15 protein-coding genes are annotated in these 13,778 nt (G+C 40.5%); 14 read left to right on the forward strand and 1 reads right to left on the reverse strand.

The features are described 5' to 3' along the window. Positions 1 to 27 precede the first annotated feature (27 nt). The 12 genes from FHR85_RS01420 (at position 28) to FHR85_RS01475 (ending at position 12,166) form a co-directional block, all read left to right on the forward strand. Entirely contained in the window at positions 28 to 342 is a 315-nt protein-coding gene (locus tag FHR85_RS01420; protein ID WP_167260278.1) for a head-tail connector protein, read from the forward strand. Further along, the gene (locus FHR85_RS01425) at positions 339 to 668 is read left to right on the forward strand and encodes a phage head closure protein (RefSeq protein ID WP_167260280.1); all 330 of its coding nucleotides are present in this window, start codon (positions 339 to 341) and stop codon (positions 666 to 668) included. The genes FHR85_RS01420 and FHR85_RS01425 overlap by 4 nt, the downstream gene beginning before the upstream one ends. After that, positions 668 to 1,042 (forward strand): HK97-gp10 family putative phage morphogenesis protein, encoded by a 375-nt coding sequence (locus tag FHR85_RS01430; RefSeq protein WP_167260282.1) that lies wholly within the window; start codon positions 668 to 670, stop codon positions 1,040 to 1,042. Before FHR85_RS01425 ends, FHR85_RS01430 begins: the two co-directional genes overlap by 1 nt. Beyond that, positions 1,042 to 1,368: a hypothetical protein gene (locus tag FHR85_RS01435; protein WP_167260284.1), complete on the forward strand. Its 327-nt coding sequence runs from the start codon at positions 1,042 to 1,044 to the stop codon at positions 1,366 to 1,368. The genes FHR85_RS01430 and FHR85_RS01435 overlap by 1 nt, the downstream gene beginning before the upstream one ends. Next, positions 1,369 to 1,941, forward strand: coding sequence for a major tail protein (locus FHR85_RS01440; RefSeq protein WP_167260285.1), 573 nt, complete (start codon positions 1,369 to 1,371; stop codon positions 1,939 to 1,941). A 13-nt stretch (positions 1,942 to 1,954) separates the two neighbouring features. Then, positions 1,955 to 2,260: a phage tail assembly chaperone G gene (gene gpG / locus FHR85_RS01445; RefSeq protein WP_167260287.1), complete on the forward strand. Its 306-nt coding sequence runs from the start codon at positions 1,955 to 1,957 to the stop codon at positions 2,258 to 2,260. 206 nt (positions 2,261 to 2,466) lie between these two features. Beyond that, complete coding sequence (locus FHR85_RS01450) at positions 2,467 to 5,838, forward strand: phage tail tape measure protein (RefSeq protein WP_167260289.1); 3,372 nt, start codon at positions 2,467 to 2,469, stop codon at positions 5,836 to 5,838. After that, complete coding sequence (locus FHR85_RS01455; RefSeq protein ID WP_167260291.1) at positions 5,831 to 7,291, forward strand: distal tail protein Dit; 1,461 nt, start codon at positions 5,831 to 5,833, stop codon at positions 7,289 to 7,291. Before FHR85_RS01450 ends, FHR85_RS01455 begins: the two co-directional genes overlap by 8 nt. A gap of 12 nt (positions 7,292 to 7,303) precedes the next feature. Further along, a complete protein-coding gene (locus FHR85_RS01460) occupies positions 7,304 to 11,500 on the forward strand; it encodes a phage tail spike protein (RefSeq protein WP_167260293.1) in 4,197 nt (1,398 codons plus the stop codon). Continuing rightward, positions 11,500 to 11,661, forward strand: coding sequence for a CCDC90 family protein (locus FHR85_RS01465; RefSeq protein WP_167260295.1), 162 nt, complete (start codon positions 11,500 to 11,502; stop codon positions 11,659 to 11,661). The genes FHR85_RS01460 and FHR85_RS01465 overlap by 1 nt, the downstream gene beginning before the upstream one ends. Positions 11,662 to 11,693: 32 nt before the next feature. Continuing rightward, positions 11,694 to 11,924, forward strand: a complete 231-nt coding sequence (locus FHR85_RS01470) for a hemolysin XhlA family protein (protein ID WP_208379567.1) — start codon at positions 11,694 to 11,696, stop codon at positions 11,922 to 11,924. Between the two features lie 2 nt (positions 11,925 to 11,926). Continuing rightward, complete coding sequence (locus tag FHR85_RS01475; RefSeq protein ID WP_167260297.1) at positions 11,927 to 12,166, forward strand: hypothetical protein; 240 nt, start codon at positions 11,927 to 11,929, stop codon at positions 12,164 to 12,166. Here FHR85_RS01475 and FHR85_RS01480 read toward each other — a convergent pair. Then, complete coding sequence (locus FHR85_RS01480) at positions 12,159 to 12,350, reverse strand: hypothetical protein (RefSeq protein WP_167260299.1); 192 nt, start codon at positions 12,348 to 12,350, stop codon at positions 12,159 to 12,161. The two genes, FHR85_RS01475 and FHR85_RS01480, sit on opposite strands and share 8 nt — an antisense overlap. A 77-nt stretch (positions 12,351 to 12,427) precedes the next feature. On the opposite strand from FHR85_RS01480, the gene FHR85_RS01485 reads away from it, so the two are divergent. Together FHR85_RS01485 and FHR85_RS01490 are read left to right on the forward strand one after the other, a co-directional pair. Then, the gene (locus tag FHR85_RS01485; RefSeq protein WP_167260301.1) at positions 12,428 to 13,333 is read left to right on the forward strand and encodes a peptidoglycan recognition protein family protein; all 906 of its coding nucleotides are present in this window, start codon (positions 12,428 to 12,430) and stop codon (positions 13,331 to 13,333) included. Beyond that, on the forward strand, positions 13,333 to 13,599 hold the full coding sequence (locus tag FHR85_RS01490) for a phage holin family protein (RefSeq protein ID WP_208379568.1): 267 nt from the start codon (positions 13,333 to 13,335) through the stop codon (positions 13,597 to 13,599). Before FHR85_RS01485 ends, FHR85_RS01490 begins: the two co-directional genes overlap by 1 nt. Positions 13,600 to 13,778: the final 179 nt, after the last annotated feature.

Genomic DNA, 13,778 nt, shown 5'->3' on the forward strand with positions numbered 1-13,778 from the left:
TTTTCTTGGATAGAGAGGTGATGTTGTATGGCTCTAACCACTGATGAACTAACTCTTTTAAAAAAATACATCCGAATTGATCATGATGATGAAGATGATTTATTAGAGAAGTTTTATGAAAGGGCTAAGATTTACATTAAAAATGAAGTCGGACCTATTGATGAAACGAATGAGGACATGAAAGAGCAATATGATCAAGCGTGTGCTTTATTGGTTGAACATTGGAATGATAATCGTGAGGCTTACCGTATTGGAAATAATGCTTATGAAATTCCATACTCCTTGGCAAGCATCGTCAGGCAACTTAAATACTGTTATCCAGTAGAGGATGATGAAGAATGAACCCAGGCGAATTAAAGCAACGTTTAACATTTATGCAAAAAGACGCGACTGATGAAAATGGCTATCCTTTACCCGAACCGACTGAATATGCTAAGGCTTGGGGAAAACTTTCAACATTAAAAGGTGACCGATTTTATGAAGCGGCTCGAAACAACATGGAGCATAATCGAGAGTTTCATATTCGTTATCAGAAGAAACTGTCTGACGAAGAGAGACCCATTGAATTAGTTGTTTACTGGCGTAATAAGGAACACGAAATCATTTCAATTGAGGATGATGACGGTTTAATGGAGACGATGACAGTTGTTTTGAGGGCGGTGAGTTAATGGAGTTCGATTTTTCAGGTATGGCTGAACTGACAAGACAAATTCAAAAGTTAGAAAATGGTGCAAAGGGAGCGGAGAGTGAAGCCTTGCAAGAGGGTGCGAAAGTTATGCAGGAAGCGACGGAAAAGAAAGCTCCTGTACGTGCTGTCAATGGCGGTACACTTAAAGCTAACATTGAAATATCTGAAGTTGAGAACGGGGAAATTGAAGTCTATGTAGACAATCAAGGGAAAGCGTATTATGGACACATGTTAGAAGTTGGGACATCAAAAATGCGTGCTCAGCCTTTCATGGGACCCGCTTTTAATCAAAGCCAACGAAGGATTGAAAACGCTATGTCCAGTCACTTAAAGAAAGTATTGGGGTTGAGCTGATGGAAAACCGTTTAATATTTGATGCACTATCCCCAATCTCTGTTCCAATCGCATATCAGGAGTACCGAGGAAGCGAATCGACTTATATTCGCTTTTTTTATTTGCCGAAAGTCGGTTTCAACGCTGACAACGATAGTCAGTACAGTACAAACCATATACAGATTGATGTGTTTACGCCATACGATCCTACTAGTTTAGCGAGTGATGTTAAAGAGTATATGAAGCTAGCGGGGTTCAAAAAGAATTTTGAGCACGAAAATTATGAAACAGACACAAAACTTTTTCACTATATTCTAAGGTTTTGGATTATAAAGGAGGAAATTTAAATGGCTACGATTGGTTTAAAAGACATTTATTATGCAATTATTACGGATGACACTGATACAGCAGGTACAACATACGGAGAACCAAAACGAATGGGCGGAGCTATGACTGCCAATATTCAACCTACGTTTAATAGTGCTGATTTACGTTCAGATGATGGGGTTGCCGAAACGGCTGAATCGCGCGGGGTTACAACTGTATCAGTCAACACAGATGATTTGTCACCCGAAGTTCAATCGGATATTTATGGAAAGAAAATTAATAATGACGGTGCTTTAGTTGATAGCCAAGATGATCGACCGCCATACTTAGCGCTTATGTTCCGTGCGGAAAAAGCCAATGGTTCATATCGCTATACAGTCTTATATCGCGGAAAATTCACACCACCAGAAATCAACTATGAGACGAAACAAGAGACACCAGCTTTCCAAACACCAACCACAGAGGGGCGTTTTCTGCCACGTAAATCGGATGGAAAGTTCGGAGCGCAAGTCGATGAGGATGATGACAACGTAGATGCAACTATCACCGATTCTTGGTTCGATGCGCCATATGAAGAAACTGAACAAGTTTAAGGGAGCGTAATATATGAAGTTAGAATTACAACTTAACGGCGAAACCAAGATTTTCACAACAGCATTCGTCTCTGGTCGCCACTTTCGTCAACTAATGGAATTTGATGAGAAGATTGATTACACAAATATCGGCTTAGAAGAAGCAGACGAATTAATCGGTTTTGTCTGTGACGTGTTTGGCAATCAATTCGACGTGAATCAATTTTATGACGGCATTCCTTCACACAAAGTGATATCAACCATTGATGATGTATTTGCTTACGTGCGTACTGGGAAAACGCCAGAAGAATTAAAAAAGGGAAACGAGGCGGGGGAGTAGCTGACACTGATAAGGTCAGCACTTCCCTTAAAGAAAATGCTCAAACAATTAAAAAAGACTTAATCAAACCGCTTTATAAGCGATTATTAAAAGATGGATGGACACTCGGTCAAATTGACGAGATGGACATCCATTTTTATTTAGATCTAGGCAAGCCAGAGAAAACCTACATTGATGACATCAGATTATTCTAGGGAGGTGACGGCATGGCTGAAGTAGGTGCTTTACGCACAAAGATCAGTTTGGATAGTGCACAATTTCAACAATCAATACAAAGCGTTAATCGGCAACTTAAAAGCTTGAAACAAGAACAAAAAGCGGTCACCTCTTCTGGCACTGGTTTTGCGCGTGGAGTCGATGAACTTAGAGGGAAGCAAGATGTGTTGAATCGTACGCTAGAAGTACAACAACAACAAGTTAGAACTCTCAAAAGACGATATGAAGAAAGTCGAAAAGCGACTGGAGACAACTCTAAGGAAACCCAAAACGCTCGAACGGCTTACAACAAAGCGTTAGGCGAGATGAATAAAACCGAAGAGCAATTAAAAGGCATCACGTCAGAGTTGGAACGTCAACAAAATCCTTGGCTACAACTCGAAAAACGCATGGATAGTTATGGTCAAAGTTTGCAAAACCGAGGTCGCCAAATAACGTCTTTTGGACGCACAATGTCCATGGGCGTAACCACACCACTTTTAGGCGCGGCTGGAGCAGCGCTCAAAGTTGGTATGGATTTTGAAGAAGGCATGAGTCAAGTTCAAGCGGTTAGTGGTTCGACAAATGAAGAGATGGAGAAGTTAGAAGATCAAGCAAAAGAGTTCGGTTCAACCACACGTTTCAGTGCAACGGAAGCCGCAAGCGGTATGGAGTTCTTAGGAAGAGCAGGCTTTGAAACGAACGAAATATTAGATTCCATGCCAGGCCTACTAGATTTAGCAGCAAGTGGAAACATGGAATTAGGTCAAGCGGCTAATATAGCCAGTAATATCATAAGTGGTTTTAATATGAAAGCGAGTGAAGCAGGTCGTGTATCTGACGCATTAGCCGCAACAGCGGCAAGCGCCAATACAGATGTTAATGGTTTGGGTCAAGCTATGGCTAACGTAGCACCTGTTGCGGCCGATTTAGATATCAACTTTGAAAGTCTTTCAGCCGCTGTTGGTACAATGGCTGATGCTGGTATTGAAGGCTCTAGATCAGGTCGAATGTTAAGACAAGGTATTTTACGGTTATCCGATCCAACAGGTGAAGCGGCTAGTTTAATGGAAGACCTAAACTTAAATATTTTTGACGCAGAAGGTAATATGCGTGATTTTCCAGATGTTGTGGGTGAATTAGAAGGTGCCTTTAGTGACATGGAATCAGAAGCACGAACAGCTGCGATGGCTACCATTTTTGGTGCTGAGTCCACAGCAGGTTGGTCGGCTTTATTAAATCGTGGCGCTGATGATTTATCCGACTATACAGATGAATTACAAAATTCAGAAGGCGCAGCGGCTGACATGGCTGAAACTATGGAAGATAACGGAAAAGGCGCGTTGCGTGAATTCCGTTCAGCAGCTGAAGGTGCTGGTATAGAAATAGCTGAGCATTTATTGCCACCTGTTACCGATTTAATCGAACAAGGAACAGACTTAGCTAGAAAATTCGGTGAATTAGAAGATGACACGCAGAAGAATATTATCAAGATGGGTGCCTTTGCGGCGGCCATCGGTCCTGCTGCTCTTGTGGCTGGTAATTTGACCACAGCAATAGGGGGTATTGTTCGAACAGGCGGATCTTTAGCTGGTGTGTTAGGTCGTTCAAGTGGCGCTGGTCTACTCGGTCGTATTGGTGCGATGGGTATGGGTGGTCCTGTCGGCTTAGCGGTAGGTGGTGTTGGCGCTTTAGCTGCGGGTGTTTATACTCTCAAGAAACGCAGCGAAGATGCTAATGAAGTATCGTTAGAAACAATTGATTCTAAGTTAAAAGAAAAAGAAGCAAATGACGAGTTAATTGATAAATATGAAGACTTACAGCGTCAATCACAATTATCCCAAGATGAATTCGAACGTTATATTGATTTGAATTCAAGATTGGGCGAAGCAGAAAGCGATAAAGAAATTTCAAACATTAAAGATGAAATGGAAGAGCTTCGTGAGAAATCTGGGTTTTCGAATGATCAGCTTGACGACATGGTTGGTTTAAATGAAACATTAGTTGAGAAATTACCAGGCGCAACCGATGAAATTACAGAACAAGGCGAACGTGTTGCTGGTTCAGCAGATGAAATGCGTGAGTACAATGATCAATTACGGGAATTAGCAACGCGTGAGCTTGAACAAAAAATGTTAGACCAATTAAATGAATACCAAGAAACGACGCAAGAAATAGCTAATTTGGAAAAAGAAAAAGAACTAAGTCTAGAGTATGAAGAAGAATTGCGTCAACGGTTAAAAGAGCTATCGGACAAGTCATTTGAAGGCTTGAAAGAAGAGCTCACGAATGAGAATGAAAAACTTGAAAGTATGCGCCAACAAACCGATATTTCAGATGCTGAATTAGAAAACGTCAACCAACGTTTAGAATTAAATGAAGACATGTTAGCGTTTTTGCGTGAAGAAGGCGAAATATCGCACGAACAATACAACTTATTAAATAATCAGCTTTCCGAACAAATGAAACATACAGACGAAGTGAATAACACAATTGAAGAACGTGAAAAAGAGCGTGATAAAGTCAATGAAGTTATTGCGCGATTATCTGAACAACGGTTAGTCAACGCAGGTATTTCAGAAGAAGTTGCTAATCAAGCTGTGGAAAACGGCAATATTGAGGAAATCATAGGTAATCAAATAAGCAAATTAGAAGAAGAAAAACAAAAGATGATAGAAAATGCAGGACCTGCTGAAAGAATGACACAGGAATTTCAAGATGGCGTTAGCGAAATTGACAACCAAATCTTAAACCTGCAAACAGCTGAAGATAAAATATACGACATGATTGGCACGGCAGAAGGTTATAATTCAGAACTCGCTAAAGATATTCAGAAAGATCTTGGTTTAACAAGTACGCCTACTATTCCTGAGTTTAGACAAGAACTTATGAATCCGTTAGGTGTTACGGTTGAACCACAAATTCAAGGTTTAGCTGCGTTTAGACAACGTTTAACAATGCCGTTACAAGCACGTGTTAATCCGATAAGCCCACAGTATGCAAAAGGAACAGACTACCACCCAGGCGGACCAGCTATAGTTGGTGAAGAAGGTTGGGAATTAGCACGACACGGTAATCAATGGACAGCTTTAAACGCAGGCATGTATGACCTTCCAAGAGGAACAGAAGTCTTCACACACCAAGAATCCAAGCGCATGATTGATGCTATGAATAACATTCCTGGTTATGCTTCTGGAGTTAGTGCACCAGGTGAAGCAAATCGTGTGGTTAACAGTTTAAATAATCAATCTATGCAAGGTGAAGCTGTCGTTTATACAACCGTTATCAATCAGATGGACGGTCGCGAAGTCGGTAGACAAACTTACAAACACATCACTGAATTTCAAAACCGCGAACAGAGAGTGAGGGATGAATTTGCCTAAAACATTAACAATCAATGGTGAGCGTAAAGAATGGTTGTATTTGTTACGCGGTCGTCAAGAAGCTCCATTCGCGCCACATGATATTGAAACGGTCAGCGCACCAGGCAAAGATGGCGCTCACTTAGGTAAAACCAATGTTGAGTTAAAACAGATTGACCAACCGATTGGTTTTACAGTACGCGATGAAGAACATGAGCAAGAATTACTTGATGAATTAAACGCGTTTTTATTAACGCAAGAAAACGCAGAAATTCAATTTGATAACGTGCCTGGTAAAACCTATATTGGACGAGTGACAGGAAGTATTAGCGATTATTCACGCCCTGCACCAACGTTGCGCGAAGGTACGATTACGTTTTTATGCGAACCTTACAAATACGGCCCAGAAATTGAAGCAGATCTAACTGGTCAAGGCACGATCATCAATGTGGAAGGCACACAAGCGGCTAAACCGACATTTGAATATGATGTATTAGCTCCAATTACGTTCGCAATGGTTAGTAATGGTGATGATTATATGATGATTGGCCGACCTATCGACGTTGACAGTATTGCCAAAGAACCTTATCCAGAAGTCGATCGTTGGTTCATGAACACGTTAACAGGTTGGTCGCATATGACAGAAGGGCAGTTTCTAAACGATGAGGTAACAGGTGGAACTGTTAGTGGAAGTCAAATAAGTGTTGATGAGGGGGCTTTTATACCTGATAGTTATGGATCTAGTCAATCAGGTTGGTATGGCCCTGCTGTTAAAACATCACTCTCAAAGCCTATTCAAGATTTTTCAGTTACATTAGGCGCTGTGGTTTATAACAATGGTCATCCAGGTAAAGTGATGGCCATCTTTTTAGACGACCAAGGTGACATCGTATGTTCATTAGGCCTTATCAACGCTCGCGCTAATTCTAAAAATGTACGTGCATTAGCACGTATGAATGATGGTCAAAATGTGGCGCGCCATCGTGTGATGGATTATCAAGGCGATACTGGCTCAGAATCGCAGGTATTTAACGATAGCTCTTTGAATATTCGATTAAGACGAGAAGGGGATAGGTTCAGCGCTAAAACGTGGCAAGTGCGTGATGGTCGGCAACATGCGCAACACACGTCAGATATTGTAGATGATAATAGTGATTTCCAACGACCAATCGAACAGGTCGTTTTATTTTTTGCTAAATACGAAAATCACGACGTTTTCCCGATGCGAATCCTAGGCTTGCGTGTGCATGAATCAACCGTTTTAGCTGATGACGAAACACCATACATCGCACAAGAAGGCGATCAAATCCTATTCGATCATGACGAAGAATCGATTTATATCAATGGTGAAGATGCAACTGATTTGAAAAACTTTGGCGCTTCTTATTTTGAATTGCCACTAGGTGAGAATGAGTTGGCAACGTTGCCTGATGACTTAGATGGCATAGTTAAGTATAGACCAACCTATAAGTAAGGGGGTGATAATATGTCACAAATTCACATCTTAGGCGGTCAAAACGACGAAATTTTAGATGTGATAACTAAGCAAAACATTAGAAAAGACGTGCATAAGCAGTCATTAAAAGATAAGCTTGAAACGTTTGATTTCACCACATTTGCCAACAAGCGATTTAGTCAGTATTTAGAAAAGCGTAATCGGCTGATTATACCTGGTGAAGACGGTGAATATCGAGAATTTATTATGCATGAAGTGATTAAAGATATTAATCGACAATCTGAAGTTTATGCGAAAGCTAGTTATTTAGAGCTCAAGAAACAAGCGATTATTTATCCGCAAACGTTCAATGCCCAGTCAGCTACACAGATGGTTGGGCATGCTACCGACGGAACCGAATGGCAACCAGGCTTAATTGAAATCACAAACGTTCGCACATTCAACGTTGAAAGCCATCGTAATCCGTTCGCATTTTTGAAAACGATTGCCAACGAATTTGACGCTGAATTAAGGTTTCGTATTGTAACTGATGGCAATCGTGTCGTAGCGCGTTATGTTGATTTGTTAAAACGTCGCGGAGAATGGCAGGGCAGAGAAGTCACTTCAGGCAAAGATTTAGCAAGCATTAAACGTACAGAACGTACTGATAATGTTTACACAGCTTTAGTTGGTATTGGGCCTGAAAGAGAAGACGGCAGTCGTTTAGAAGTGACAGTGGAAGATCAAGACGCTTTAAAAAGATGGGGAAGACGTGACAAAAACGGGAACCTGCAACACTTAATTGGCACGTATGAACCTCAATCGACACGCCAAGACATGACAGAAAGTGAATTAGAACAATACACACGCACTGAACTTAACAAGCGTATTAATGCCGTTGTTGAGTTTGAGGCTGACATTGTCGATTTAGAGCATGTGCCAGGCTTAGAAAACAAGCGTTTTCGATTCGGCGACACGATCAAAATTAAAGACACTGGATTTGAACCGCCCCTCTATTTAGAAGCGCGGATATTTGAACAAGAACGATCGATCGTAGATAAATCAGCTAAAAAAGTGAAGCTTGGTGACTTTACAGAGCTAACGGAAGAAGAAGTACAAAACGTTTGGAAGCAACTGCAATCTGAAATCGCTAAAAAAATTGACGCTGCTGAAACGTATGATAAAACCACGATTGATAGTAAAGACCAAACGGTTTTTGAAGATGGCAAGACGTTTGCAGAAGTGCAAGCTAGTAACGCATTAGAAGATGCTAAAGCTGACGCAAAACAAAAGGCCAATGAAGCGCAAACAGCAGCAGAAGAGTATGCACTTGCAAAAGCTAATTTGGCTGAGACAGAGGCTGAAGCTTATGCAGACGGGATTGTATCAGACGAAGAACAAGCGCGTATCAATCAAGCCGAAGCTAACTTGCAAGAAGCCAAGCAACACGCTGAAACAAAAGCAAGTGAAGCACAATCAGCAGCTGAAGCATATACGGACACTCAATTAACAAATTACGTTCAAGCGACGCAATACGATAGCGATATTTCCGACATTCAAGCGCAAATTGACAACCAAATCACGTCGCACTTCAAAAACTACGCACCGACGCTAAGTAACGAGCCTGCGTCACAATGGACGACAGATAACGAAAAAGATAAACACGTAGGCGACTTGTTCTACGATACTGACACAGGGTACTCCTACCGTTTTGCTAAAAACAACGGAACGTATGAATGGATTCAAGTTCGTGATGAAGGGATTAACAAAGCCTTACAAGACGCTAGTGAAGCACAAGACACAGCAGACAGTAAACGCAGAGTGTTCGTTAGTCAACCAAACACGCCGTACGATAAAGGCGATTTATGGGATAACAACGGCTCTATTTACCGCTCTACCGTTAGTAAATCGACTAGCGGTTCGTTCAGTTCGAGTGATTGGATATTAATTGGAGACGTTACAGGCGAAAATACGTCGAAAGACACATCAAACGTCGATGGTCGACCGTCTAGCACTATAGAGGACAAGCAAGGGGCGCAAAACAAAGCGGATAATGCTGAGCAAAACGCCAAAAATCACGCCGACACCGTAAGCGACCAAGCCTTAACAGACGCTCAAAACTACGCCGTCGCACAAACGGCATACGACACGAAAATGGACGAAATTGCAAACGACCTAAGCGCTAAAGCAGGCGTTGAATACGTTGACGGTCAGTTGCAGCTAAAACAAGGCGAGATTCCACAGCAAGATACCGAGCCGAGCAACCCAAATACAGGCATGTTATGGCTTGATACGTCACAATCACCAAATGTGATGAAACGTTATGACGGTTCGGGCTGGGTTAAAGCCACGCCAACGGACGCAAGCGAAGTCGGTTCTTATACGATAGCCGAAGTTGATAATGCGCTATCAAACAAAGTTAGTGTTACGCAATATGACTCGGATATGGACGGCGTCATTAGTGATATTCAAAGCAACAGCACATTAATCGGTCAAAACGAGGACGCTATCGCATTGAAAGCGGATAGTAGCCGGGTTGATACACTTGAGGGTACGGTTAGCAACCATAGCACTGAATTATCAGTTATGAGTGATGAAATCGAATTAAAAGCGGAAAGTAGTCGTGTTGACACACTAGAAGGTACTGTCGATAACCATACAGCCGAATTGAGTGTCATGTCTGACGAGATTGACTTACGTGTCGAAAAAAATGGTGTAATAGGTTCTATTAATCTATCAGAAGAGAATTTAAAAATTGATGTAGAACAAGTTGCTATACAGGGTGACTTAGAAGTAAGTGAAGGCAATCTTGTTTTGAAAGACGGATCTGTTACAGCACCTAAAATTTCATCCAGAGAAATAACATCTGAAAAGTTGCTACTTGGTAACTTCGATAACATGTTAGAAAACCCTAACTTCTTGAATAATATCAGCCCTCACAGTTTACAGAGAGGAACATGGACGTTAGATAATAATAAAAGTCACACAGGTAAAACATCATTAAAATGTACAGGCGTTGATGCAGGTGATGAGGCTCGTGTTTATTTAGGTGGCGCTGACGCGATTGTTGTGCAAGAGGGAGAACAATATCAGTTTTCAACTCATGTTATCAAAACAGGGAACAGCCCACACAATGACATGGTTGTTTCGTTGCGTTTCGCGGATGAGGATCTCAACTTTGTTGGTTATGAAGGTACAACGTGGTTTTACTCAAATGATTTTAGCCACAATGAATGGACACAAATCAACGTGACGGGCAGAGTGCCTGACGGTGCCTTTTATGTACAACCAACGATACGAATCATGGATGATGGTAACAACCCAAGTTATCAAATTGATTCAGTCAAACTTAAAAGTCTAGTTGATGGGAAGTTAGTAGCAGGCACTATTGAAAGTGTTGATATTAATGGTTCGACGTTTACAGCTTCAAGTGGTGAAGATGGTTATGTGCGCATTAATGACGCAGGTTGGTATGTTGTTGACGGTAACGATGAGATAAGAATCGGTATTAACACGAAAGGTCAGTCATGGTCACAGCCAGCCCCATCTATTCTATGGTTTTTCCCGAACGATAATAGCAGTGAGAATTATATAGGATTGCAGGAATCTGATGATGCTCCATTAACTATTCATTCAACAAATAAACTTATTTTATCAGCTGCTGAACTTTCAATGAGCCCTATAACAAGCGATTTAGATGTCCAAGCTAAATTAACAATTGAACGAAGTGGTTCAAGCTTTAATCTTAAATCAGAAGGAACGGGCACGTCAGCAACCACTTATGTTGACTTTATTGATGCAAACAGTGATCGGTTAGGTTATTTTGGCTATGGTTCAACGGGCAATACCGTTTTCTATATATCGAATAACATTGGTGATGAGGTTCGCATTGTCGGCGACATGAACGCAACAGGCTCAAAGTCAGCGATTGTGGAAACTGAAAACTATGGCAATCGTAAGATGTATGCAGTGGAAGCGCCAGATGTGCGTTTTATGGATGTGATTGAAGTCACGCTTGATCAAGGTGAGCATTGGGTTAATTTGAATTATATATTCGCTGAAACCATTAACGGCTATTCAGTATTTCCAATCGTTCAAAATGGTGGTCAAGTTCGTATTTTAGAACGTGAAAATCAGCGCTTTAAATTATATGTAGCAGATGATAATACAGAAGTTGCTTGCTGGATTTACGGTAAGCGTGAGGGTTATGAAGATATTTATTTAGAACAAGTTGAGGAGGTTGCATGATGAGTCAAGACGTCAATAAAATCTTAGATGATTTATCGAATCAATTTGCACAGCAACTATCAGACCAATCAATCAAAGATAAGCGTGCGATTGCGATCTTGAGAGAAGAAAATGAGCGATTGAAAAATGAATTAGATAAACTCAAAAACGACGCTGAATAAGCGTTTTTTTATTATGTTTTAGGGGGTAAATAATGAATGAGCAGTACAATAACGAACAAATCAAGCGAATAGACAAGCGTGTTGAAAAGATTGAAAGCCGAGTAACGAACGTAGAAACACGCATTTCAGTCGCAGAAAGTAATATCAAAGACATGAAAGACGATATCACATCAATTAAAGATAATACAACATGGATCCTGCGCCTTATTATAGGCGCTATTTTAATGGCTTTGTTGAGCTTAATTATAGTACAAGGAGGCTAAAAATGAGTGAAGTTAAGCAGTTTGCAGATAGCATAGTTATAAAAACTAATCATAGTGATTCTATGAATGAAAAAGAAAAAGTTATGAAAGATTTGATTTTCATGTTATCGAACAGAATGGAGACAGTTGAGAAGAAAATAGATGCGCTCGAAGAAGAACAACGAGCAACATCTAAAAAACAGTTTGATGAAAGTATTTCGTTTTTTAAAGAAACCCTCAATGAACTAGACGAGCTTATTTAAAACTATCTCTAACTCGCTGTTCTCGATCAATTCGTTCTTTAACATCTTCCCATATTCTTTTAGACAATTCTCGAGAATCAAGTGCATGGTTCAATATGTCGGTGATCGCATTTTCTAATTCTTTGTTATCGACACCATGTGCTTGAAAAGTTTGAGTAACTAAACTTTGGTAACTTTCAGGCATATCTTTACACCTCCCTTCTAACACGACTTTTCGACAAGAAGGGAGGAAATTCCTACTAAATATAAGGAGTGATTTAAATGCAAGACTTACGCAATCAAACAATGGGCGGCCAGGACAAACGCTCATTAGATCAAGTTAACTTTATTGTGCGTCACCATTCAGCAACTGAGAGTGGTGACGTTTTTAAATTCGAGGACTATTGGACATCAAAAGGTTGGCAAACAGGTGGTTATCATGAAGTCATTTTACGTGATGGCGATGTTCAGCTTAACTATGATGAAAACGTGATTACGAATGGTGTAGGTGGCCATAACACTGAGAGCTATCATATTTGCCTTGTTGGTAATGGTGACTTTACCAAAGCGCAAGAACAAACATTTAAAGAGCGTGCTAAGCGTGCGATGGAAGTGTTTGAATTGAACGTCAATGATGTGATTGGACACAATGAATTTGCTAGTGCACAAACTACTTGCCCAGGCATCAATATGGATAATGTGCGTGCTCGGCTCAAAGGTTCTTCTAATCAATCGTCTGATAGTGATTTATTGCAAAAAGGCGACAAAGGAAACAAAGTTGAAAAATTGCAAAACGATTTGCTAGATGCAGGAGAAGAACTACCGCAATATGGAGCGGATGGCCATTTTGGCGACGAAACAGAAAAAGCTGTTAAGAGCCTGCAGAGAAAAGCAGGTATTACGATTGATGGGATCGTTGGGCCAAATACTCGTGAAGCCCTAAATAATCAAACATCTAGCAACCACAATTTGCCGAATGGCATTTATCGTGAGGGTAATCGAAGTGGCGCGATCAAAAAAATCCAAGAAGCATTAAACGCTGCTAACTTTAAAGTTGGTGCGGTTGATGGCATTTATGGGCCAAAAACAAAAGACGCTGTAGAGCGTTTCCAGAAGGTCCACTTACCACATGAAGTAGATGGCGTTTATGGTCCGAATACAAAAGATAAATTAGAGGGGGTTCTATAATGGAGATTATGGATTATGTAGTTGAGAAAGCGCTGATTTTGATTCCAGTGCTCATGATCTTAGGCAAAATGATTAAACAGATGGAGATCGTACCAAATAAATTTATTCCTGCAATTCTTTTAGCGATCGGCTTAGGCCTGTCGCTATTTTTATTAGGATTGAATGTAGATGCAGTCGTTCAGGGTGTTTTAATTACTGGTGCAGCTGTTTTTGGCCATCAAGCATTAAAGCAAATCAAGAAAACAAAAGATGCTACAGAAAAATAGTGTTTATTTTATAGTTAGGAGTGAGACTGATGATTAACGTTAATACTAATGAATCGTTGTATATTTACACACCGATTAGCATTAGCACTAAAAGCAGAGAAGAATTATATATTTACACCCCCATTAAAAATATTAAAAAATAAAGGAGAACCCTCTTTTTTGTAGAATTATGTAAAAAA

Origin of the sequence: Alkalibacillus almallahensis (assembly GCF_011761495.1) — a bacterium.
Lineage (GTDB): Bacteria > Bacillota > Bacilli > Bacillales > Alkalibacillaceae > Alkalibacillus > Alkalibacillus almallahensis.

Excerpts from the sequence above, each read along its gene's own strand:
- FHR85_RS01490 (WP_208379568.1), top strand. The coding sequence starts at position 13,333 with ATGGAGATTATGGATTATGTAGTTGAGAAAGCGCTGATTTTGATTCCA.
- FHR85_RS01440 (WP_167260285.1), top strand. The coding sequence starts at position 1,369 with ATGGCTACGATTGGTTTAAAAGACATTTATTATGCAATTATTACGGAT.
- FHR85_RS01420 (WP_167260278.1), top strand. The coding sequence starts at position 28 with ATGGCTCTAACCACTGATGAACTAACTCTTTTAAAAAAATACATCCGA.
- FHR85_RS01475 (WP_167260297.1), top strand. The coding sequence starts at position 11,927 with ATGAGTGAAGTTAAGCAGTTTGCAGATAGCATAGTTATAAAAACTAAT.
- FHR85_RS01485 (WP_167260301.1), top strand. The coding sequence starts at position 12,428 with ATGCAAGACTTACGCAATCAAACAATGGGCGGCCAGGACAAACGCTCA.
- FHR85_RS01480 (WP_167260299.1), bottom strand. The coding sequence starts at position 12,350 with ATGCCTGAAAGTTACCAAAGTTTAGTTACTCAAACTTTTCAAGCACAT.
- FHR85_RS01470 (WP_208379567.1), top strand. The coding sequence starts at position 11,694 with ATGAATGAGCAGTACAATAACGAACAAATCAAGCGAATAGACAAGCGT.
- FHR85_RS01460 (WP_167260293.1), top strand. The coding sequence starts at position 7,304 with ATGTCACAAATTCACATCTTAGGCGGTCAAAACGACGAAATTTTAGAT.
- FHR85_RS01465 (WP_167260295.1), top strand. The coding sequence starts at position 11,500 with ATGAGTCAAGACGTCAATAAAATCTTAGATGATTTATCGAATCAATTT.
- FHR85_RS01430 (WP_167260282.1), top strand. The coding sequence starts at position 668 with ATGGAGTTCGATTTTTCAGGTATGGCTGAACTGACAAGACAAATTCAA.
- gpG (WP_167260287.1), top strand. The coding sequence starts at position 1,955 with ATGAAGTTAGAATTACAACTTAACGGCGAAACCAAGATTTTCACAACA.
- FHR85_RS01425 (WP_167260280.1), top strand. The coding sequence starts at position 339 with ATGAACCCAGGCGAATTAAAGCAACGTTTAACATTTATGCAAAAAGAC.
- FHR85_RS01450 (WP_167260289.1), top strand. The coding sequence starts at position 2,467 with ATGGCTGAAGTAGGTGCTTTACGCACAAAGATCAGTTTGGATAGTGCA.
- FHR85_RS01435 (WP_167260284.1), top strand. The coding sequence starts at position 1,042 with ATGGAAAACCGTTTAATATTTGATGCACTATCCCCAATCTCTGTTCCA.